The following is a 21,993-nucleotide window of genomic DNA, read 5'->3' on the forward strand; positions in this document are numbered from 1 at the left end:
CTTCAGCACGGGAAGGAATTGGAGAGGGAATACGTGGAAGAAAATACGCTGGAATTCAAAAAACTGATCGGGATTCTGAAACGCCGGAAATGGGAGATCCTGTTGCCGGCTGCAGCAATCTTTCTTATCGCCGCAATCGGGGCGTTCTACTGGCCGCCGACCTATCGATCCACATCGACCGTTCTGATCGAAGAGCAGGAAATCCCGAGGGAATACGTGACCACCACGGTAACCGGCTACGCAGAGCAGCGTCTGCAGACGATCAGTCAGCGGATCATGAGTTATAACAAACTGATGGAGATCATCAACCGGTTCAACCTCTATGCCGATCTCCGCCGCAAGTCCAACATGGAAGCAGTCATCGAGAAAATGCGCGAAGCAATCAAACTGGAAACCATCAGTGCCGATGTCAAGGACAGATCGGGATCGGCCAAGTCGGCCACCATCGCCTTCACCGTTTCCTACGAAGGAGAAAAGCCGGAAGTCGTTCAGCAGGTGGCCAATGTCCTGGCGTCTCTTTACCTTGAAGAGAACTTGAGAAGCCGGGAAGAGAAATCCGCCGGGGCGTCCAAGTTCATCGAGACCGAGGGGAAGCAGATTCAGGCTCAATTGGCGGAAATAGACGGCAAGATCGCCGCGTTCAAGTCAAGCAACCTGAATTCCCTGCCGGAGCTCGCGCAGTTCAACCTCCAGACCCTGGCGCAATCCGATCAGGAGATCGATCAACTGAACGATCAATTGCGGACGCTCAAAGAAAAGGAAAGCTATCTGCTGACCCAGTTGGCCAGCATTCCCCAGGATCTGGCCAATCCGGACAAGGAACGGCTCAAGGAACTGCGGGCGCAAATCGTCAATCTTCGGACCCGTTATTCTGAGGAATACCCCGATGTCGTCAAGGCGAGGCAGGAGATTGCGGAGCTGGAGCGCCGGTTGGGATCCGCAGGAAAGCAGAGCGCTTTGGGAGGACAGTCGGACAATCCGGCGTATGTGGCCATGTCCGCTCAACTGGCAGGCACACGTTCGGATATTCGCTCCATCAATCGGCAGCTCGGTCTTGTCAGGAGTAAAAGGGAAGGGTACCGTCACCGCATCGAGGCCTCACCGCGGACGGAAGAGCAGTACAAGCTTCTGCTCAGTGAGCGCAACAACCTGCAGGCCAAGTATGATGACCTGATGAAAAAGCACATGGAGGCCAAGGTGGCCCAGGGGCTGGAAGAAGTTCAGATGGGGGAACGCTTTACCCTGATCGACCCGGCCCGGCTGCCGGGAGAGCCTATCGAGCCGAACATCCCTGCGGTACTGCTCATCGGTCTGATCCTCGGGACGGGTGCAGGCGTCGGGACGGCTTCCCTGCGGGAATTTTCCGACAAGTCGGCGCATTCAGCGGAGGATCTTGAACTGGCAACGTCCATGAATGTTCTTGCGGCCATTCCCGAAATCGTGACTCTGGAAGACCGGGAGCGGGGAAAGAAGAAATGCAGGACCCTGATGATGAGCGCGGGGGCTGTGGCCGTGATCGGTCTGATCGTTTTTCATTTTTTCGTTATGAATGTCGATGTCTTCATCGCCCGGCTCATGCGGCGGTTTTCGATATGAGGGTTGTTCTCATAGAGGTTCTGAATAAAGTATCTGACGACTGATCAATAAAAGGTGAATGCCATGAGTAAATTGCAGAAAGCGCTGGAAAAGGCCAAGGAGGAGCGGGAAAGTACCTTGCTGGAATTAAGGCAGCTCCTGGAAAATCCACAGGATAACGAGGACCGGCCCGCGTTGAAGCTGCTTGACACGCCGGACAGAATAACCCAGCCGGCGGATGTGGATGAGAAAGTCGACCGGGTATCGCCCGTCTACAGCCAGTCCCGCGCCGTGACGCTGAACCCGGATGTGATGGAGCGCAACCGCTGTGTGGCCATGTTCCCGAATCAGGAGGAAGTCGAGGCCTACCGGGTCCTGCGGACGCAGATCCTGAACCGGACAAGGGAGACCGGCGGCAATCTGATCATGGTCACCAGCGCCCTGCCGGGGGAGGGAAAGACCCTGACGGCGATCAATCTGGCCCTGACCTTTGCGAGGGAATACAAGCAGACGGTTCTCCTTGTGGATTGCGACTTGAAGAAGCAGAACATTCACGAGGTGATGGGTTTTGAAAGCGACAAAGGGCTGGTGGACAACCTGCTTGGGGAGTGCTCCGCGGGCGACCTTTTCGTCTGGCCGGCCGTCGAGAAGATGACCCTGATTTCAGGAGGAAAAACCACCGGTGAAAGCAGTGAGATGATGGGATCGCCGAGGATGAAGAACCTGGTGGCGGACATGAAGCACCGTTATCCGGAGCGGTACATCTTTTTTGATGTTCCTCCCATCCTCACCGGCGCCGACGCGCTGGCCTTCGCCCCCCTGATGGATCACATCCTGATGGTCGTCCAGGCCGACAAGACCCCCGTGGGCGAAGTGAACAAAGCCGCCCAGCTGCTCCCGAAGGAGAAACTCCTGGGACTGGTGCTGAACCGCTATCACGCCTGAGGTCTGAGGACTGAGGCGGGCTGATAATCCGTCTCGACAGAAAATTCTCAAATTCTTCATTAAAAAAAGAGATTCCGGCTGCAAGAGAGCTTGAATCTTTTTTTTTGCCTGTTGACGGCGAGACCTGTCCAGGGACTCAAATGTGCAAAATCGCAGAATATGAGAAAGGGCTTGACAAGAAACGGAAGATTTATTTACTCTTGATTCGCCTCTTGAAGAAAGGAAAGAGTCAGTGAATTACGCTTCATACATTGAAAGATGGGCAATGCTCTGGTGGTGGACCAACATTTTCTGGTCTGCCGACACGATTGCTCATCAGTAATCTACAAAAAACGTTCTGAGACCGTGGGCAGATTCTTCTCCACGGTCTTTTTTTTTGCAAAAAAGGGGCGGTGAGGCGGTGAGTTTTTTTTCAGCCCCCTTTTTAAGAAAGGCTCAGCAGACGGCGTCGCGTGTGTCGTCGTGGTAAATTAACGTGTCATTTAAAACAGGAGAACCAATCGGATGATCACTGCACTTGTTCTTTTCAGAGTGGAAAAAGGAAAAATTCAGCGCCTGGCCAACCAGCTGGGTGCCATCGAGGAGGTCGTGGAGGTGCTTTCCATTACCGGGGAGTATGATCTCATGGCTAAGATCCAGGTCCAGGAATATGAAAGCCTTTCCGACATCGTGACAGATAAGATGCAGAACACGGAAGGTGTTTTGTCGACGAGGACAATGATGGCCTTCAAGACTTACAAATTCCATGAGCTGGCAACTGGGGCTCCCAATGGAATGATGATCCCGCAATCATTGGAAGAGACGGCCTTGGCCATCGAGACCGGCAAGAAGATGATCAAGCCGATTCTTGCCAAGCTGACGGAAAATTTTGATCTGGAAAAAAGTGAAATCAACAGTGTTATCGACGCCATCAATGCCGGAGAGCTGTCTGACGTCCAGATTGCCGGTTTTCTGGTTGGCATGCTGAGCAAGGGACCAAGTATCAAGGAAGTTGCCTGCATCGCCCAAGCCATGCGCCGAAACTGCGTTCCCATTCATGTTTCAATTAAATCGGAACTTACCGATACCTGTGGTACCGGAGGCGGTTCGGCCACCTTCAATGTGAGCACGGCAAACGCCATCCTGACGGCCTCGGCTGGCGTTCCGGTTGCCAAGCACGGCAGCCGTTCCATCTCATCTTCCTCGGGAAGCGCGGATGTTCTGGAGGCCCTTGGTGTCAATATTGATCTCACACCAGAGCAGTCTGCCCGGCTGATTGAAGATATCGGGATCAGTTTCCTCTACGCGCCGAATTTTCATCCCGTCATGCTCAAGGTATTCGGGCCGGAAAACCAACTCGGCATCAAGACGATTTTTTTCACGATCATCGGTCCGCTGATTAATCCGCTGGGCGCCCGGAACCATACCATCGGCGTCTATAAACCGGAACTGGTCAGCATGATGGCCAACGTCGTGGCGGAAATGGATTTCAACCACGTCATCGTGGCCCACGGCATTGATGGTTTGGATGAAATATCGCTGATCGGGAAAACCTCGCTGGCGGAGATCAGAGGAAAAGAGATCAAATATTATGAAGTCACTCCTGATGATTTCGGCCTTAAACGCTGTACCCTGAACGATATTTCCGGCGGATCGCCGGAATTCAACGCCCAGATCACCCGGAACATATTTTCAGGCGCGGAGCGTGGACCGAGAAGAGATTTCCTCGTCCTGAACAATGCGGCAACGCTTTATGTCAGCGGCAAGGTGTCGAGCATCCGGGAGGGAATCGACCTGTCCCGTTCTCTTATCGATTCGGGGGCCGCCTCGCGCAAACTCCAGGAATTCGTGGAAAAATCCCATAAGGTTTAATAGGGTGCGGTCATGTTGAAAAAAGATGCTTCTGCGGGACAGGGACTAAGACTGTCTCTGTCCGCATCCATCCGGAAAAGACAAAGTGAGAAGTACTTTCCCGTGATCTCCGAGGTCAAGGTGAGATCGGACAAGGAAGGTGATCTGCTGCGTGGCCGTGACCCCGTGGCGCTCGCGCAGGAAATGGCGCGGTGTCCTGTTGCGGGAATCAGTGTTGTCACTGAATCGGAGCACTTCGGAGGGCACATGGGCCTGTTGAGTGCAGTCGCCGCCGCCGTGGACATTCCCGTCCTCCACAAGGATTTCATCAGGAACGAGCGGCAGATCGAAGAATCGGCCGACTGCGGCGCTTCGGCGATCTTAATCATTACCGCCCTGCTGGAAACGAAGCAGATGGAACGGCTGATTGAAAAGGCAATGTGCTGCGGCCTGGAGACCCTGGTTGAGGCGCATAGTCTTGCAGAGATAAAAAAAGTGGAAGACCTTTCGTTTGATCTGATGGGAATCAATAACCGGGACATTACCGTCTTCGAGTTGGATGACAACGATGTGAGCAGGACGGAGGAGCTTGCCGGCTTCTGTAAAGGCTCGCGTATCCTGATCAGTGAAAGCTCGATCAGCTCTGCGGTGGAAGCCCGGCGTGCCGGGAAAGGCGGCGCCGATGCCGTGCTGGTTGGTACGGCTGTTTTGAAAGCGGCCAGCGTGAGAAATTTTCTGGATGAACTGACGTCTGTCGGATGGCCGCCATGACACGGATCAAGATCTGCGGCATTATAACCGGAGAGGACATCCGCATCTGTGTCGCAGCAGGCGTCGATGCACTGGGATTTGTCGTGGAGTATCCCATCGATGTGCCGTGGAATCTCGACCGGCACACTGCCGGAGAACTGATCCGCTGCGTTCCGCCTTTTGTTTCGCGGGTCATTGTGGTCGGGGACGTTCCCGACGTGGTCGTCGAATTGACGGAGATTCTGAGGCCGCACGTCGTTCAACTGCACGGAAATGAACCTCTTTCGGTGACGGCAACCCTCGTTGCGGCTATCCACAAACTTGGGGCACAGGTGATCAAGCCCCTTCGGTTTTCAGTGGAAACGGGGAAGTTCCGGTCTTCGTGTGAAGACCCAATTGATGCGGCGAGGCTGATCGAGGATGCCAAGGTGGATGCCCTGCTGCTGGACTCGGTCAGTGATTCCCGGCCGGCGGGAACCGGCCGGAGCATTGACTGGGGGCTTGCACGGAGGATACGCGACAAAGTGCGACTACCCGTCATCCTTGCCGGTGGCCTGGATGCGGGCAATATCGGCAAGGCCATAGAGGCTGTTAATCCCTATGGCGTCGATGTGATCAGCGGTGTTGAAAACCAGGAGGAAAGAAAAAAAGACCCTCAAAAGGTAAGGGCATTTGTTAAAGCGGTTGTGGATGCACAGCCCGTTCTCTCCTCAACATTTAATGAGAACTGTTACGAAAATTTCACTCAAAAAAGGTGACAGTACCTGAACCTCACCTTGACACAACATCGTCATTCATATAATCACAAAAAAATCAAGTTCTTATCCTTATCAAGGCATTGTCAATGGACGTCTTGTTTGACACTGCATGTCCTCGTCATTTCCGAAAACTTCTTCCTGTAGTTGTTCAGTTTCGCTTATCAGTGGGTATGCAAGATTTCAAATACAAGTATTAAGAGTGATTTTTTGAGTTGATGATTGAATTCCGGTTGAAACTTTAAACTCCTTGCCAGCCAATTTTCAAACGACCTTTCAGAAGAGCCATGCCTTTAAGTGGCATTGACTATCTCCGAGGCGGAATCTCGTGGACAATTAGAACCTAATAAGATATGGCATGTCGACCTATGGATTATTGCAGTTAAATAACGAGATTGGTTATCTGCATATACAAGGGCTTTGATTTGTTCACGATGTGGGAGGGTTTCTGCCCATATCAAGTCCGGTGTATCCTTTCGACTCCTCTATATTGTCGCGTGGAAGGACTTGGAAACAATGAGCATATCTAAAAGGACTTATAGGCGGCCAAAAAGATGAGTTGGTGCGGGATGTATCTATCAGCAGACATTTATCGAAACATATAGCAAGCAAAATGGCATTTGCCAAGCTTATGACCGGAAGAGCGCCCTTCTAGCTGCTGACATGCCAATGACAAGGCCCGTATTTTTAAGCATGTCAAAAACAGACATGATTTCGTAACATGTTGATTATGTACGCATAAATAAGAGAACAGCCATGTCAGATTTTTCGGCCTCTCGCACCGGAAACCGGGGGTCGATCCCCGTGGAACTACCAAAGCTTGTTATATAATCTAAGACAGTTACCCAGTTCGAGATTTCATGTTTTGACAGACTTGAGTTCATAGTCGCGAAGGACCGACCTGTTTTTCGTTTGACGGAATCTCCAGTGTCAGTCTGACCCTTTCAAACACGCTGGTGACTGCCAACATGCATCAGATCACTTCTTGAAGGCCGCTTAACATGTTTATCGGAAAAAAGACAAAATCGCAGCTCATTGAAGAATTGGAAGAATCGAGAAACAGAATTACCGAACTGGAATTTGTAGTCGCCGAGCAACAGCAGAACGTAAAGCAAAGATCGGCTGAAGAAAAATACAGAAACATTTTTGAAAATGCCTTACGCAAAGGACTTGAAGAGAACTACGAAGCATTGTTTGAAAGTACAGGTGTGGCAATTGCGTATGTCGATTCACAGGGGAATTATCTCCGTGCTAATGACAACTTTGTTGAATTTATCGGCTACTCCCGGGAAGAACTGATCAAGATGAACATTATGGAAGTAACGCATCCTGATTACATGGAGCAAACGAGGGAGTTCCTGGCCAAGCAGATTAAGGGCGAGATCGATCAGTTTACTCTCGAGAAGTATTATGTCCGCAAAGACGGGACGTTGCGCTGGGGAGAAATGAAGTACTCCCCAATCCTCGATGATCGGGGAAGAGCTCTTTCCGCTGTTGTCGCCATCATTGACAGGACCCAGCGGAAGCAGGCAGAAGAAAGGCTGAAGAAGTATCTGGCACAAATCGAAGATCTTTATGAGAATGCACCCTGCGGCTTCCACTCCCTGGGAAATGATGGAACGGTTCTTCTGATGAATGACACTCAACTCGGCTGGCTGGGTTATTCCCGGGATGAAGTGATCGGGAAAATGAAGTTTACCGATATGGTGACTCGAAAAGATATGGAACGGTTCCGCCGTCTCTTTCCCATTTTGAAGGAGCAGGGACGGTTAAGCGATGTAGAGGGTGAATTGATTCGAAAAGACGGCAGTGTGTTTCCTGTAATCATCAATACGACCGCGATTTATGATGAAAACGGGAACTATCGGATGAGTCGGGCTGTCGTCTTTGACAATACCGACCGGAAGCAGGCGGAAGATGCCCTGGCAAAGAGTGAAGCACTGTATCGAAATTTGTTTGAAAACGCGTCAATTGGCATGTTCCAGACGACTCTCGAAGGGACGTTCCTGCGCATTAATTCCGCCTTTGCAAAAATGCTCGGCTATGATTCGCCGAAAGAGGTTACTGAGACCATCACGGATACTTACAGCCAGATTCACCCTGATTCCCGAAATCGTACCATACTCCTTGCCGCCCTGCAGCAGCAGGAATGGTTTTATGCCGAGCAGCCCTATCTGCGAAAAGACGGCAGTATCATGATCGGGAAACTGGCAATCCGTAAAGTTATCGGTCAGAACGGTACTCCCGATTACCTTGAGGGGATTGTGGAAGACGTCACTGAGCGGAAACAGGCGGAGGAAGCTTTAATAAGAAGCGAGCAGGAGTTGCGGCTCAAGGCACAGAATCTGGAGGAGATGAATGCCACATTGAAGACTCTTTTAAATACCATAGAAAAAGACAAGGAGGAATTGAAGGAAAGAATTTTAACAAACATCAAGCAACAGGTTCTGCCTTATCTGGATAAACTGAAAAAAACCCCCATGAGTGCCATCCAGAAGGACTTTGTCAAAATCGTAGAGCAAGCTCTGGATGAGATCGCCTCACCCTTTGTACAGGTGTTAACGTCCAGGTATTTGAATCTTACCGCAAAGGAAATCCAGATTGCCGCGCTGATCAAGGAAGGCATGACATCGAAGGAAATCGCCGAACTTTTGAATATATCCAAGCGCGAGATCGATTTCTACAGAGGTAAAATCAGGAAAAAGATGGGCCTGAAGAATAAGAAATTCAACCTTCAACTTTTACTGCGAAACTTTTCATAAAAGAGACAATCCCTCAGGGACCTTGATCTGTGTAGTTATCGCTATTCCCTCAACTGCACTTCCCTTTTACATTCTAACTTCAAACATTCATAACTAACTGTTCGTAAAGCTTATTTACTACAGAATACTGACATATAGTGTTATAAATTCGCCACTAATTCAGCATTGTATTCCTCGCCATTACTGTTATGAGTGCCGCCTTAAATCATGAAACATTCTTTTCTTGACCAACGGATATGAGCTAAACGCCGGTATCTGAGAAAGACGGTCTTGTAACCGGGGGGTGGAGCTTTGCCCCTTAACACTGAAGTTTCACGAAAACAATCATTCAAGAGCTGGGAATCAAAGATGAACTGCAGAAACAAGAACCATTTCCTTGAAATGTGGAAAGCGACTTATTCCGAAAAGTTCGCTGACGAAGTGGAAATATTCAGCAAAATTCGCCGGGGGGATCGCATTTTCGTCTCTTCCGGCTGCGGAGAGCCCCAGTATCTGGTCAAGTCACTGGTTAAATACGTGGAATCCAACCCCAAGGCCATCTTCGACACGGAAATCATCCAGATTTATTCCTTTGGGGTCACACCTTACAGCGACCCGAAATTCCAGTCCAATTTCCGCCACAACACTTTTTTCATCGGCGACAACACCAGAACATCCGTAAACGATGGCACTTCCGATTATACCCCCATCTCCATGTCCAACGTTCCGACACTCCTGCGGAGCGGCTTCGTCAGAATCGATATTGCCCTGATCCAGACCTCTCTCCCGGATGAGAATGGTTTCCTCAGCCTGGGCGTGAGTGTCGATATGGTCAAAGCGGCCACGGAAAAAGCGTCCCTGGTTATCGCTCAGGTCAATACAAATATGCCGTATACTCACGGAGACGGATTCATCCATATTTCGGATGTCGATTATCTCATTCCCCACGATGAGCCCGTTCTGGAGTTACAGGGCTCCATTTCCAGCAAGACGGCGCAAAAGATAGGCAATTATGTCTCCCGTCTTATTCAGGATGGCGATACGATTCAAGTAGGCTTCGGAATTCTGCCTAATGAAGCCGTGGCTCATCTCAACAATAAAAAACATCTGGGAGTTCACACCTCTCTCCTAAGCGACGGCCTCATCAACCTGATCAAGCTCGGCGTGATTGACAATTCCAGGAAAAAACTGAATCGAGGCAAGACAATCGCTTCATTCTGCATGGGATCAAGAGAGGCCTACAAATACATCCATGACAATCATTCCATCTGTTTTCGAACTATTGACTATACGAACGATCCTCTTGTCATCGCTCAGGAGGACAATATGGTGGCCATCAACAGTGCCCTGGAAATCGACCTGACCGGACAGGCCACCTCGGAGTCCATCGGCGGACGGTTTTACAGCGGCGTCGGCGCTCATCAGGATTTCATGCGCGGTGCGGCCATGGCTCGCAATGGGAAGACTGTCTTGGCCCTGCAGTCAACTGCCATGGGCGGCAAGCTCTCCCGCATCGTTCCCACCCTGTCTGAATCGGCCGGGGTTACGCTGAATCGAAGCGATGTCCGTTACGTCATTACGGAATACGGTATTGCCTATCTTCACGGCAAAACGATCCGTGAGAGGGTCATGGAGCTCATTGCTATCGCGCACCCGAAATTTCGTCCGTGGCTGCTGGAAGAAGCGAAGAAACGCGGACTCATTTACCGTGATCAGACCTTCAACCACGGGCAAAAGGGAAAGTATCCGGAACATCTTGAAACACACTGGACAACAAATTCGGGAATGAGTGTCTTTTTCCGCCCCGTTAAAGTTACGGATGAGCCTCTTTTCAGAGATTTTATTCATGCATTGTCCGACACCAGTCTTTATCTCCGGTTCTTTTCAAAGCGTTTCGACATGCCTCACGAAAGGATACAGAGCATGATTACGACGGATTATACCAGGCAAATGGCCATCTGCGCCGTAGTTCCGCTGGACAGGAAAGAAATGATCGTGGGTGTGGGTCGTTACCAGATCGATGACAGCACTTACTGGGCCGATATCGCATTCGCTGTCCGCGATGATTACCAGAGAAGAGGCATTTGCTCGGCGTTGCTTTCCTACATGACCCATCACGCAAAGAAGAAGGGGCTTCTTGGCTTTACCGCCGCGGTACTGATGGAAAACGAGCCGATGCTTAAAACATTCGCCAAAGGAGGCTTTGATATCTCAGGAAAATTGGAATTCGGATTCTATAATTTAAAACTTGCCTTCCGGAATTGACAGTGCCTGACGCTTGATTTTTCAGGAAAGCAACCCATGGCGGCATTCCCAGTTTTCATCCGCAAAAAATCTCACGATGAGTGAGATGAATATTTATCCCGGAGGGATTGATTATGAATAGTAAAGAATACTTGAGAACGGATAATCACCTAGACAGTCCTGTCCTGAAATTTGAAACCTACGGTCTAGAGGTCATATCCAAGGAAGTAAAGAAGCACGGTGACAGCGGCCGGATTGACGTGCCTCTGGACTGGGTCGGGAAACATGTCGAAGTTATTCGGATTGACTGAGTTGCAGCAAAAAATGTCACGATAAGTGAGATCCCTGGACGGATTCATTATGAGTAGTGAAGAGTACTTGAAAACAGATCATCAGCTAAGCAGTCCTGTATTTAAATTTGAAGTCTACGGCGAAGAGCTCATATGCAAGAAAGTAAAGCGGAGCGGGGGTTGCGGCCACTTTTACGTGCCTGCGAGCTGGAGCGGTAAACATATCAAAATTATGGATGGAAAATCATTGCCAATGTCGGGATTGGACCCGGCTGTTTACCAGTCAGGTCAATATAGAGGAAAAGGCGATCACGAAGCGGGAAACCGTCATCTGAGGAGAATCATAGGGATGATGACACCAAAGTGATCTTTCTTAAATTTGAATTTAAAGGAGAAAGGAAAGATGTCCAAAGTAATCAGTGCAGAAAAGGCGGCGGAGCTGATCAAAGACGGAACGACGGTAGCATGGACCACGTCGGTCTTGTCCGGTTTTGCCGAAGAGATGGCAATAGCCATCGAAAAACGTTTCCTGGAAACGGGAGCCCCGCGCGATCTCACCATCACGTTCAGTAGCGGCAACGGGGATTATCCCTACGGAGATGTCAAAGGAATGAACCACCTAGCCCACGAGGGCCTGATCAAAAAAGTAATCGGCAGTCATATCGGCCAGTCTCCCCGCCTGGGCAAACTGGTGACCGAAAATAAAGTTGAATGCCATCTATTCACCCAGGGTATCCTGGTCCATCTCTATCGGCAGATGGCCGGCAAGAAAGTGGGGGTGATCACTAAAACGGGGCTGGGCACCTTCATCGACCCCCGCTTGGACGGCGGCAGAATAAACGAGATCACGAAGGAAGAACGCGTAAAGCTGATCGAATTCGAAGGAGAAGAATACCTCTACTTCAAACCCTTTCCCATTGATGTGGCCATCATTCGCGGATCCGTTTGTGACGAAAAAGGCAACATGGCGATGACTCACGAGCCGCTGCTCCTCGAATCACTGTCTCTGGCCAGCGCCGTCCACAACCGCGGCGGCATCGTCATTGCACAGGTACTGTACCTTGCCAAAACAGGCACCCTGCATCCCCGGAGAGTGAATGTGCCGGGCGGGCTCGTGGATTATATCGTCCAAGCAAAGCCGGAAAATCATCTCATGACCACAGGCACTTTCTTCGAGCCCGATCTTTGCGGCTACTTCCATACCCCCATGGGCTCTATTCCCCCCCTGCCTCTTGATCAACGTAAGGTTATCGTGCGCCGCGCGGCCATGGAAATGTTGCCCGATTCTATCCTCAACCTCGGCTTCGGCACGCCCACGTACGTAGCCAGCGTGGCCGTCGAGGAAGGTGTCCTCGAAAAGGTGACCCTTACTACCGAGTTGGGCAACTTTGGCGGCGTTCCGTGCAGTGGCCTTGATTTTCCCGCAAGCCACAACGCGGAATGTACCGTTGCCCATGAGGCCATGTTCGACTTTTACGACGGAGGCGGCCTCGACACCGCCATCCTGGGCTTTGCCCAGGCCGATGCTGACGGGAACCTCAACGTCAGCAAGTTCGGCGGCCGGATATCCGGACCGGGCGGCTTCATCAACATCGCGGACTCCGCCAAGAAAGTCGTCTTCGTCTCCCCCATGACCATCGACGCGAAGACTGCGGTGAAGGATGGCAAACTCGTAATCCTCAAGGAAGGCAAAGGGAAAAAGTTCGTAAATCAAGTCGAACAGGTATCTTTCAGCGGCACATACGCCCGGAAAAAAGGCAAGCCGATCTTTTTTGTCACGGAACGAGCTGTCTTTTCCCTGGAAAATGAAGGGCTGACGCTGATCGAAATTGCCCCGGGTCTCGAGGTGGAAAGAGATGTCCTATCCGCTATGGAGTTTAGACCCAGGATTTCTCCGGCATTAAAGGAAATGCCACGGGAATTGTTTATGCCACAGTGGGGAAAACTCCGACAAATCATGGAAGAAAACAGGTAGAGGCCAACAGTCCGAAACATCATAACGGGGGTTAGCTGATCATTTAAGCCCCCATTATGGACCACTAATGTCCGGAGATACGGTCATTTTTTTGAGGAAGCTTCTGAAATGCTCCGTCCATTTTTACTGACTCGAACCAGAAATCATTAAGAGGTTATCCCCAAATAGAATAGACTCTTTTCTGACGAGTTTAATTTGAGCAAAAAATTTGTTAGATGTTATCAATTACCGTAGAGTATTAAATAAATGGAGGTTGATATGGATATCGATCAATTTAAGAGGGACTTAGAAGCCCTGGAAGAGCATAAAAGTGAATTGAAGGATGAATTGAAGACTACTGATGACAGAATCAAGCGGTTAAGGCGGTTTTTGAAAGATTATGAAACAATCCAAAATCCTGACGCGGCAAAAAAAAGAGGACTGAAGAAAGAAGTTACTGAATAATCAGTTCTAAATAATCGGTTCTAAACAAAGGCGGGGAGAACCAATTGGATGCTACCCGCCTTTGTTTATTTGAAACGGTGATGAGTTCACTGACAAGTAATTGGTCACTTCCGTGCATTAACAAGTGAAATCTACTATGCGAAAGTATTCTCTGGAAATCTCAACTTCAACAAATAACTGTTGATCTGGTGATGCAATGGATAGTGTGGACTCGTAGATGCAATGGCCAATGTGACATAACGCAATGTATTTATAGGCATATTTATTGTACGGCACTGGCCATCCATTTTTCATCCTTAGTTGGAATCTCCTCGCAAAATCGCCTCAGCATTAACTGATGAAATCGTCATGTCAATTCTTTAATCAAAGTTGATTAGACCGTGGAAACGACATTGGCAAGCAGAAAATTACAGAAAGAAAGGTGTCAACTTAGAGGCGAGAAAATTGATGTTTCTAAACCGTTTATCAAGATTGTCTTTGTCATTTCCGAAAACTTCTTCCTGTTGTCGTTGGTTGAATGATTTTGTAGCAAGATATAGAATACAAATCAGTAAAAGATGGCTGTGTGCTCTTTTGTCGGCGTAATTTTGTTGAAGTGTGAGATTACCAACTGATAGTGAAACCATCGTAATAGGAAGGAGGTTAAAATGAAAGCCGCACAACGAAGTTGCCCTTCCCTATGCATTCAGACTGTCCGTGTTGTCCTTTTTGTAATTATCGTTACGGGCATGATTTCTCGCTTCGCAACTGGCGCGGAGCAGCCAGACTGTACTACTCCGTTGGATATTTACACGCCAGTCTACGCTGGTACAAAAGTGATCGGTCATGAAAACGGCACGCATGGTTGCCGGGTCCTGATTTATGCAGACGCCGATCCCAATCCGGTTGGAATCAGCGAAGTCTCTTTCTTGGGTTGGGGCAAAGTCATTCTGAACCGTGCCCTGAAGGAGGGCGAGACGATCACGGGAAGGCAGGACGCGGTTGGCTATTCTACCTTTCCCCAAAAATCACCCAAGGTATGGGCGGTCGAACGATAGTTGTCGATCAGATAAGCTGGCTTGGCATCATAATCGCTCTCAAAGCGGCGAATAAATTCGACAGAGGCCCCATCGAAAGCGTAGATGTTCTGGTCGTCGTCACCTACCGCGAAAAGGCTTAGCCTGCCATCTTCATCCTGCGAAGTCCGTCCGGCTAGAGCGGAGATGAGTTCATACTGCTCTGGACCGATATCCTGATACTCATCCACAAGGATCCAGCGGAAGCCCGCAAGCAACCGATCACGCTGTTCGTCGGCTTCCTCTGGCGGCAGACCCTCTCTTTTCAAAAGTGCTACCGCCTGCTGAAGTACCTTCTTGAATGCATCGTCGTCCAACATCTCCGTGTGCCCGGCAAAACTCACACCAGCGAGGCGCATAGCGAGCGCGTGACACGTGAGCACCGTGACACCCCTTGCGTCATCGCCTATCAAATCTGCAAGACGCCGTCTAATTTCGACCGCTGCATGGCGGTTATAGGCCAAGGCAAGAATTCCACGTGCATTTTCCCTTTTTACCCGAACAAGATACGCAATACGATGCACAAGTACGCGAGTCTTTCCGGAGCCAGGGCCGGCCAACACCAATACATTGGTCTTCTCGCGATCATCGGTGACAATATGTTGTTGCACGGGGTTGTTGAGGCTTTCGACGATGTTCCGCCAGGATTCGGGGGTGGTCTGCCGAGCCAACTCTTTCTGGCGCTCCGGCAGCCAGTGGCTGATGAAGACGTCACGCTCCAAGCTGAAGTAGGCCATGGCTAGGTGAAGTGCCTCGGCCATCCATGCAGCCTTGGAGGCGACGGCAGCCAACACGGTGTTTACAACCCATACACCGGTGCCGGCAGGACATGACCTCTTCGAGCAGGAAATGATCTGGGGCTACTTCAGAGATTGCTTTAACGATCTGGGTGTGCAGCGCGACGATTTCATGAGGCTGGGCGGCGCGAGTTACGGCCGGGATTTTAACATGACGAAACTGGCACTCAGCGGGACACGCCACCATAATGGCGTGTCCCGAATCCACGGAAGGGTTTCCTCTATAATTCTGTCCGATATGTGGCCTCAGGTACGTCCATGTGAGTCCCCTATGGACTTCATCACCAATGGAGTCCATGTTTCCACCTTCCTTGCCAAGGAATGGCAGGACCCGTTCGAGATGGGCTTGATGATGTGGCTGTGAGAACCATGCTGAAACGACCGGCACATGTCCGTAACTTCTTCAAACACCCAAAGGCGGCCTGCGCCGCCTGAGATGAACCTGTTAAATTGCTGGAGTTATAACACTGCAGGTTTTCCGTAAACATTCAGATTATTCACACTTTTTCCAGGTTAAACCCGCTATGAGCACTTTTGAGAAAAATCGTCAGGCTATTGACCGTTCTTTTACACAAGCGCCGGTTGAGTGATGGTGAACTGATAATTGTGAATGAAAGAAAGTGAAGACGAGCCTAAAATAGATGGAGATCAGCTGACCGAGCAGTCGCCCCGGTCAAAGAAATTGAATTAATGTTAGCCTTATGTCAACAAGCTATTCGTAATGTGTCCACATACGGATAACTTTAACTGTTTTGATATCATCAAGTATTTGATAAACCAGCCGGTGCTGAATGCTTGTCCTGCGAGAGCACGCCCCTGATAGATCTCCCAGAAGTTTCTCAAATGGTGGGGGTGTCTGATAGGGATCTTCTTTGAGAATTTTCAGCAGGTGCTCTACTTGAGATTTTAAGCCGGAGTGCGATATTTTCTTGGCGTCTTTCTCCGTCTGCCTGGTGAAAACTATTTTCCAAGTCACCAGTTTATTTCCTCGTCACATTCCTCTATGGGAGTTCCGTAATCGATATCAACCGGCATCAGCCAGCCTAATCAGGCGGCCATTTCCATGTAAAATCCCGGCAACTTTCCTGCGTGTCGCCCTATTCAAGCCTTGAAAAATCAGGAGGGCTTTGATAGGGTCCGTGACACAAATTTGTGCCGAATCGCGGTGCGCACTTTTCGATTTCAAGGAGAAAGGATTTTCTCATGGACTTTTCAGAACGCGTGTTTTGCGGGCATCTGACGCCGGATCATACGGGCCGCAGGGTGCTTTTAGCCGGATGGGTGGATGCCTTCCGGGATCATGGCGGGTTGCTGTTCATTCACCTGCGGGATCGCAACGGCATCATCCAGATTGTTTTCAGCCCGGAAGCGGCGTCGGCCGACGTCTACCGCCAGGCCGCGTCCCTGCGCGCCGAGTATTGCGTCGCCGTTCAGGGCGAAGTTCGAAAGCGCCTCCCGGGCACGGAGAATCCCCACATCGAAACGGGCGATATCGAGGTCTTCGTCTCGGAGCTGACCGTCCTGAGCGAGTCGGAGGCGCTGCCCTTCGCCATTTCCGACAAGGCCATGGTGGCCGGGGCGTCATCCGCCGGCGCGGACCATGTGAACGAGGATCTGCGGATGCAGTACCGCTACCTGGATATCCGCCGCCCGGCCATGCAGAAAAACCTGATCCTGAGGCACCGGATTTCCCAGTGCGTCCGGGAATTTCTTGACAGCCGGGGCTTCGTGGAAGTCGAAACGCCCGTGCTGACGATGAGCACCCCTGAAGGGGCGCGGGACTATCTCGTTCCCAGCCGCATCCATCCCCGGAGTTTCTACGCCCTGCCTCAGTCTCCCCAGCTCTTCAAGCAGCTCCTCATGATCGGCGGCATGGAGCGCTACTTTCAGCTTGCCCGGTGTTTCCGCGATGAAGACCTGCGCCCGAACCGCCAGCCGGAATTCACCCAGCTCGACATCGAGGCGTCTTTCATCGACGAGGAGTTCCTCTATGAACTGATCGAAGAACTGACGGTGAGGATGTTCGCCATCGGCGGGATAGCCCTTTCCCGGCCCTTTCCGCGCATGACCTACGCGGAGGCGATGGATACGACGGGCTCCGACCGCCCCGATCTGCGCTTCGGCCTGCGCATGGCGGATGTCACCGGAGTGTTCTCCCGGACGTCCTATTCCATTTTCAAACAGATCCTGCAGCGCGGCGGTTCCATCAAGGGCATCAATATCAAGGGCCAGTCGGAAAAGCTCAGCAAAAATGTCCTGCAGAACGAATACGCGAAGGAAATCGCCCCGTCTTTCGGCGCCAAGGGCATGACCTGGATGCGCGCCGAAGAAGGGAAGCTGGAATCCAATATTGTCCAGTTCTTCAGCGCCGATGAACTGGAGGCGCTGAAGCGGGTCTTTCAGGTGGAGGACGGGGACGTCCTGATCATGGTCGCCGATCCGTCCTGTGCCATTGTGAACTCCGCTCTGGGCCAGTTGCGCCTCCATCTGGGCAATCGCCTCGGCCTGATTCCCGAAGGCGTCTTCTACCCGGTGTGGATCACGGAATTTCCCCTGTTCGAACCCACGGACGAAGGGGGAGTCACGTCCAGCCACCATCCCTTCACCGCGCCGGACCGCACCGATTTCGATCCCGGCAACATCGAAGAGCTCCTGAGCCTGCGCTCCCGCGCCTACGATCTTGTGGTCAACGGCGAAGAGCTGGGCGGCGGCAGCATCCGCATCAACGACCGCGAGGTGCAGCGCAGAATCTTCGCCGCTCTGGGCCTTACGGAAGAGGATGTGAAGAACAAATTCGGCTTTTTCCTGCGGGCCTTCGATTTCGCCGCGCCGCCCCATGGCGGCCTGGCCCTGGGCATGGACCGCGTCGTTTCCATGATCCTCCAGACTCCGTCCATCCGGGAGGTGATCGCCTTCCCGAAGAACCGCTCCGCCGCCTGTCCCCTTACCGGCGCGCCTTCCGAGGTCAAACGCGAACAGCTGGCCGAGCTGGGGCTGCTGAACCTGGGCGATAAGGACGTCCTGCCCGGAGACGCCGAGAAGGAGGACCGGATCGATCATCTTTCCTGGGTATCGCGCATCGGCATTGCCGAAGGAGAGCGTCCCGTGATGGAAAGCATTCTCGCCCAGGCCGAGGAACTGGCTGCCCAGGTTGGGGATCTGGCGGGGAACGAAGAGCCGGTGCGGAGTGTGGCGCCCGTCGCCAACCGCGTCCGGGAGGGCCTCGAGGCCGTGCGGTTGTCGTTTTCCGGTACCGGCCGGCTGCTCAAGAACGCCCCGGCGGTCAAGGGAGATTACTTCAAAGTCGCCGGCATTCTGGATTAAACACACAACAGAAGGAGAAGCCTTCATGGAAGACATTTTTTGCTATACCAGTCCTCAAACTGCCTCCTCCGGGAGTGGCCCCCTGCGGGGACTCAAAACGGCGATTCAGCCCTGTTTCTGTGTGGCGGAATGGCCGACCGATGCCGGTTCCAGGGCTCTGGCCGGTTTTACAGCCCTGGAGGACGCGACCGTCGTGGAGCGCCTGCGCCAGGCCGGCGCCGTTCTGACCGGTCTGACCCGGATGAGCGAATTCGGGTTCGGCCTCGATGACAGCCGGGCCGGCATGGCCATCCGGAATCAGGCGGCCGATGTCGAACTGTCGCTGGACCTGATGGGCGAGACCCGCCTGGCCGCGGCGCGGGCTTCGGTCTGCGGTTTCAAACCCAGTTGGGGGATCGTTTCCCGTTTCGGACTCATCGGCCTGATGCCGTCCATGGAATGCTGCGGCCTCCTTTCCGGCGGTGTGAAGCAGATCCGGGAGGTCCTGAAAGTCATCGCCGGCCCCGATGAGCGGGACTTTTCCCTTCCCGATGAGAAAACGCCGGATTTTTCCCAGGGTGAAATAAACCCCCGGGAAACAACCATCGGTGTCGTTCCGGAAGGGCTGAGCAACATGACTTCCGAACAGAGGGACGCGTTCGAGGCCGCCCTTGCGGAGTTGAGGGAAGCGGGCTTTTCCCTCAGGGAGATTTCCCTGCCCGATTTTTCTCTTTTTGCGCTGGTTCATCGGATCGTCGGCTCCGTGGAAGCGTCGTCCAGCGCCGGGCGTTACGATTCGGTGCGCTACGGTCAGCGGGCAAAGGGGGCAAAAAACTGGAATGAGATGTATCTCCTTTCCCGCGGCGCCGCCTTCGGGACCCTTGTGAAAAGCTATCTGTTTCAAGGGGCTTTTTTCCAGTTTGAACGCTACGACGCCTATGAAGACGCCTGCCGCGTCCGGGCCCGCCTCCTTGCGGCCATGGCGGAAATCAGCGCCCAGGCGGACTTTCTGGCCCTGCCTGCGGTCAATCCCGGGGTTCCTGACATGGCTGCATCGTTGGATGATACGTACCGGCAATTCTTCTATACGGCCTTCGCCAACGTCACCGGCCAGCCGACTCTGTATCTGCCGCCCGGCGCGGGTGCGATTACACCGGGCCTGCAGCTTGCGGGACCGAGGCTCGGCGACGCCCGCCTTCTCGCCTTGGGCGAATATCTTCTGAGTGCACGCCAGGGAGGTAAATAGTCATGGAATTTGAAGCGGTTATCGGATTGGAGATTCACATCGAACTCAATTGTCCGACCAAGTTGTTCTGCGATTGTCCCAACAACCCCGGCGACGAACCCAACGTCAACACCTGCCCGATCTGCCTGTGGTTTCCCGGAGCCATTCCCCGCCTCAGCCAGGCGGCCCTGGAAAAGGCGTCGCTGCTGTGCCTGGGACTGGGCGCCGAACTTCAGCCCCGCAGCGCCTTCGACCAGAAGGTTTACTACTACCCGGATCTGCCCAAGGGCTACCAGCTGTCCCAGGCCCATCTGCCCCTGGCCCGGGGAGGCGGGATCGACATTACGGATGAAAACGGCCGGCCGAAGCGGCTGCGCATCCACCATATCCACATGGAAGAAGACGTTGCCAAACTGGTCCATGAAATCGAGGGACGAACCCCCATCAGCCTCGTGGATTTCAACCGCGCCGGAGCGCCCCTCGTGGAAATCGTCAGCGAACCCGATTTTCGCACTCCCCACGACGCCATGGAGTTTCTCAAGGCCCTCCGCACGCAGGTGCGCTACGTGGGCGCTTCCGAATGCAGTATGGAAAACGGCACCATGCGCGTTGATGCCAACATCTCCGTGCGTCCCCGGGGAACGGACCAGATGAATACCAAGGTGGAAGTCAAGAACATGAATTCCATCCGGCATGTGGGAGATGCCGTTGCCTATGAGATCAGCCGCCAGAGCGCCTGCGTCTCGTCGGGGGAGGCCGTGGTTCTCCATACCCGCCTCTGGGATCCTGACAGGAAGGCGACGTTCCCCATGCGGGCCAAGTTTGAAGGGCCGTGCGTCCCCGATCCGTCGGTGCCTTTCATCGATCTGTCTCCGGAATGGATAGAAAAGATGCGGGCGAGACTTCCCGAAATGCCTGCCGCGCGGGCCGAACGCTTCGTCGCCCGGTACGGCCTGACCGACGAAGAGGCAGTCTATCTGAGCGCCGATCCGGAAACGGCCTCTTATTTCGAAGCCCTCATCGCCGAGAAGGTCGCGCCGCGCACTGCCATGCACTGGCTCACCACCCAGCTGCTTGCCGCCGTCAGGGAGCGTGGGCAGGAGTTGAGCGGCACGCCGGTAACTCCCGCGCGCTTTGCCGCCCTGCTGAAAATGCTGGCCAAAGACGAAATCAACGCCAATGCCGCCCGGCAGGTCCTGATCGAGCTGTTTGATTGCGGGGAGAGTCCGGAGAAGATTGTCGAAGCCCGGGGGATTCGGCAGGTATCCGATCACGACGCCCTTGAGGGCCTTATTGACAGGGTGCTGGGTGAAAATCCGGCGGCGGTTGCCGATTACCGGGGCGGCCAGGGAAAGGCCGCGGGGTTTCTCATCGGCAAGGTGATGCAGGCCTCCGGAGGCAAGGCCAATCCGAAGATTATCAGGGAATTGCTTACAAAAAAACTGGACGCCCTGGGATAACCGGGAGCCCTGACAACAGAAATATCAGCCGACAGTCTTTGCAGGGGAAAATGATGAATATGAAAGACTGCGGCTGATTTGCCTGCAACCCCGCCCGATCTGCTGTCGTTCAGGAATGACGGGGGTGCGGGGGTAATCGGCATCCGGAAGATGTTTTTTTTCATTGACAACTTCCGTTGCGACGTATTAAAGGGAGCGCCATAAGGATTTCACATATCGTACCAGGCATCAGAGTGAAGGTTGTTTCACGCGTTTTTCAGGTTAATGAGTTTCCCTCGGTTTTGAGATTTTAGATTCCTCCTGATTTTAAAGACCCTTCCTGATATTCTCCGCCGCGTTTTAGTCTTGATTTGTTTTCCTGTAGTGCTGTTCCTGCCGTTGATCCCGTCCTTATGAAAAAATTTATAACGGGCGCTGTGTCAAAACGTCTGACTGACATTTGATGAGACGTTGCCGACAGGAAGCGCGCGTGACAGACGATTGGATATCTGCTGCGACAAAAGACTGGAGCGGCGGTCTTCATGTGTTGCATGGAGAGTCTGGTAAGAGCAATCAAAGGAAGAGGTGATTATGAAGGACAAATCCGGAGGTGAGTCAACAGGAG

General features: G+C 52.4%; 17 protein-coding genes and 1 pseudogene. 16 read left to right on the plus strand and 2 right to left on the minus strand.

Annotation, left to right across the window (positions count from 1 at the left end):
• Positions 1 to 33: 33 nt before the first annotated feature.
• The 12 genes from SYN_RS02080 (at position 34) to SYN_RS15660 (ending at position 14,586) form a co-directional block, all read left to right on the plus strand.
• Entirely contained in the window at positions 34 to 1,596 is a 1,563-nt protein-coding gene (locus tag SYN_RS02080) for a GumC family protein (RefSeq protein WP_041585259.1), read from the plus strand.
• Between the two features lie 63 nt (positions 1,597 to 1,659).
• Complete coding sequence (locus SYN_RS02085; protein WP_083756411.1) at positions 1,660 to 2,520, plus strand: AAA family ATPase; 861 nt, start codon at positions 1,660 to 1,662, stop codon at positions 2,518 to 2,520.
• A gap of 504 nt (positions 2,521 to 3,024) precedes the next feature.
• On the plus strand, positions 3,025 to 4,371 hold the full coding sequence (trpD, locus tag SYN_RS02090; RefSeq protein WP_011416350.1) for an anthranilate phosphoribosyltransferase: 1,347 nt from the start codon (positions 3,025 to 3,027) through the stop codon (positions 4,369 to 4,371).
• Between the two features lie 12 nt (positions 4,372 to 4,383).
• Complete coding sequence (locus SYN_RS02095) at positions 4,384 to 5,121, plus strand: indole-3-glycerol-phosphate synthase (protein WP_011416351.1); 738 nt, start codon at positions 4,384 to 4,386, stop codon at positions 5,119 to 5,121.
• Positions 5,118 to 5,858 (plus strand): phosphoribosylanthranilate isomerase, encoded by a 741-nt coding sequence (locus tag SYN_RS02100; protein WP_158302892.1) that lies wholly within the window; start codon positions 5,118 to 5,120, stop codon positions 5,856 to 5,858. Before SYN_RS02095 ends, SYN_RS02100 begins: the two co-directional genes overlap by 4 nt.
• A gap of 998 nt (positions 5,859 to 6,856) precedes the next feature.
• Positions 6,857 to 8,617 (plus strand): PAS domain S-box protein, encoded by a 1,761-nt coding sequence (locus SYN_RS14960; protein WP_011416353.1) that lies wholly within the window; start codon positions 6,857 to 6,859, stop codon positions 8,615 to 8,617.
• A 348-nt stretch (positions 8,618 to 8,965) separates the two neighbouring features.
• A complete protein-coding gene (locus SYN_RS02115) occupies positions 8,966 to 10,861 on the plus strand; it encodes a bifunctional acetyl-CoA hydrolase/transferase family protein/GNAT family N-acetyltransferase (RefSeq protein ID WP_041584620.1) in 1,896 nt (631 codons plus the stop codon).
• Positions 10,862 to 10,974: 113 nt separating this feature from the next.
• Positions 10,975 to 11,151 (plus strand): DUF2080 family transposase-associated protein, encoded by a 177-nt coding sequence (locus SYN_RS15655; RefSeq protein ID WP_083756413.1) that lies wholly within the window; start codon positions 10,975 to 10,977, stop codon positions 11,149 to 11,151.
• A gap of 49 nt (positions 11,152 to 11,200) precedes the next feature.
• A complete protein-coding gene (locus SYN_RS16340; RefSeq protein WP_011416355.1) occupies positions 11,201 to 11,497 on the plus strand; it encodes a DUF2080 family transposase-associated protein in 297 nt (98 codons plus the stop codon).
• Positions 11,498 to 11,533: 36 nt separating this feature from the next.
• Positions 11,534 to 13,105, plus strand: a complete 1,572-nt coding sequence (locus SYN_RS02125) for an acyl CoA:acetate/3-ketoacid CoA transferase (protein WP_041584621.1) — start codon at positions 11,534 to 11,536, stop codon at positions 13,103 to 13,105.
• Positions 13,106 to 13,363: 258 nt separating this feature from the next.
• A complete protein-coding gene (locus tag SYN_RS02130; RefSeq protein ID WP_041584622.1) occupies positions 13,364 to 13,549 on the plus strand; it encodes a hypothetical protein in 186 nt (61 codons plus the stop codon).
• 647 nt (positions 13,550 to 14,196) lie between these two features.
• On the plus strand, positions 14,197 to 14,586 hold the full coding sequence (locus tag SYN_RS15660; protein WP_083756415.1) for a hypothetical protein: 390 nt from the start codon (positions 14,197 to 14,199) through the stop codon (positions 14,584 to 14,586).
• Here SYN_RS15660 and SYN_RS02135 read toward each other — a convergent pair.
• Positions 14,571 to 15,362, minus strand: a pseudogene (locus SYN_RS02135) (UvrD-helicase domain-containing protein); the annotation flags it as partial. The gene SYN_RS15660 and the pseudogene SYN_RS02135 overlap by 16 nt on opposite strands.
• A gap of 37 nt (positions 15,363 to 15,399) precedes the next feature.
• Here SYN_RS02135 and SYN_RS02140 point away from each other — a divergent pair.
• Positions 15,400 to 15,765 carry a hypothetical protein gene (locus SYN_RS02140; protein WP_193329356.1) on the plus strand — a complete coding sequence of 122 codons (366 nt, stop codon included), beginning with the start codon at positions 15,400 to 15,402 and terminating at the stop codon, positions 15,763 to 15,765.
• Between the two features lie 348 nt (positions 15,766 to 16,113).
• Here the strand turns inward: SYN_RS02140 and SYN_RS16970 are convergent, their stop codons facing one another.
• Complete coding sequence (locus SYN_RS16970) at positions 16,114 to 16,377, minus strand: Txe/YoeB family addiction module toxin (protein WP_011416360.1); 264 nt, start codon at positions 16,375 to 16,377, stop codon at positions 16,114 to 16,116.
• Positions 16,378 to 16,553: 176 nt separating this feature from the next.
• On the opposite strand from SYN_RS16970, the gene aspS reads away from it, so the two are divergent.
• Genes aspS through gatB form a run of 3 tightly spaced genes read left to right on the plus strand, consistent with a single transcriptional unit; the run spans position 16,554 to position 21,389 of the window.
• Positions 16,554 to 18,725, plus strand: a complete 2,172-nt coding sequence (gene aspS, locus SYN_RS02150) for an aspartate--tRNA ligase (protein ID WP_011416361.1) — start codon at positions 16,554 to 16,556, stop codon at positions 18,723 to 18,725.
• Between the two features lie 25 nt (positions 18,726 to 18,750).
• Positions 18,751 to 19,950, plus strand: coding sequence for an amidase family protein (locus SYN_RS02155; RefSeq protein WP_041584626.1), 1,200 nt, complete (start codon positions 18,751 to 18,753; stop codon positions 19,948 to 19,950).
• A 2-nt stretch (positions 19,951 to 19,952) separates the two neighbouring features.
• Positions 19,953 to 21,389: an Asp-tRNA(Asn)/Glu-tRNA(Gln) amidotransferase subunit GatB gene (gatB, locus tag SYN_RS02160; RefSeq protein ID WP_011416363.1), complete on the plus strand. Its 1,437-nt coding sequence runs from the start codon at positions 19,953 to 19,955 to the stop codon at positions 21,387 to 21,389.
• Positions 21,390 to 21,993 lie beyond the last annotated feature (604 nt).

Origin of the sequence: Syntrophus aciditrophicus SB, from assembly GCF_000013405.1 — a bacterium.
GTDB lineage: Bacteria > Desulfobacterota > Syntrophia > Syntrophales > Syntrophaceae > Syntrophus > Syntrophus aciditrophicus.

What these genes read in the sequence shown, in the direction of transcription:
- SYN_RS02085 (WP_083756411.1), top strand. Translation starts at nt 1,660, where the DNA reads ATGAGTAAATTGCAGAAAGCGCTGGAAAAGGCCAAGGAGGAGCGGGAA.
- trpD (WP_011416350.1), top strand. Translation starts at nt 3,025, where the DNA reads ATGATCACTGCACTTGTTCTTTTCAGAGTGGAAAAAGGAAAAATTCAG.
- SYN_RS02095 (WP_011416351.1), top strand. Translation starts at nt 4,384, where the DNA reads ATGTTGAAAAAAGATGCTTCTGCGGGACAGGGACTAAGACTGTCTCTG.
- SYN_RS02100 (WP_158302892.1), top strand. Translation starts at nt 5,118, where the DNA reads ATGACACGGATCAAGATCTGCGGCATTATAACCGGAGAGGACATCCGC.
- SYN_RS14960 (WP_011416353.1), top strand. Translation starts at nt 6,857, where the DNA reads ATGTTTATCGGAAAAAAGACAAAATCGCAGCTCATTGAAGAATTGGAA.
- SYN_RS02115 (WP_041584620.1), top strand. Translation starts at nt 8,966, where the DNA reads ATGAACTGCAGAAACAAGAACCATTTCCTTGAAATGTGGAAAGCGACT.
- SYN_RS15655 (WP_083756413.1), top strand. Translation starts at nt 10,975, where the DNA reads ATGAATAGTAAAGAATACTTGAGAACGGATAATCACCTAGACAGTCCT.
- SYN_RS16340 (WP_011416355.1), top strand. Translation starts at nt 11,201, where the DNA reads ATGAGTAGTGAAGAGTACTTGAAAACAGATCATCAGCTAAGCAGTCCT.
- SYN_RS02125 (WP_041584621.1), top strand. Translation starts at nt 11,534, where the DNA reads ATGTCCAAAGTAATCAGTGCAGAAAAGGCGGCGGAGCTGATCAAAGAC.
- SYN_RS02130 (WP_041584622.1), top strand. Translation starts at nt 13,364, where the DNA reads ATGGATATCGATCAATTTAAGAGGGACTTAGAAGCCCTGGAAGAGCAT.
- SYN_RS15660 (WP_083756415.1), top strand. Translation starts at nt 14,197, where the DNA reads ATGAAAGCCGCACAACGAAGTTGCCCTTCCCTATGCATTCAGACTGTC.
- SYN_RS02155 (WP_041584626.1), top strand. Translation starts at nt 18,751, where the DNA reads ATGGAAGACATTTTTTGCTATACCAGTCCTCAAACTGCCTCCTCCGGG.
- gatB (WP_011416363.1), top strand. Translation starts at nt 19,953, where the DNA reads ATGGAATTTGAAGCGGTTATCGGATTGGAGATTCACATCGAACTCAAT.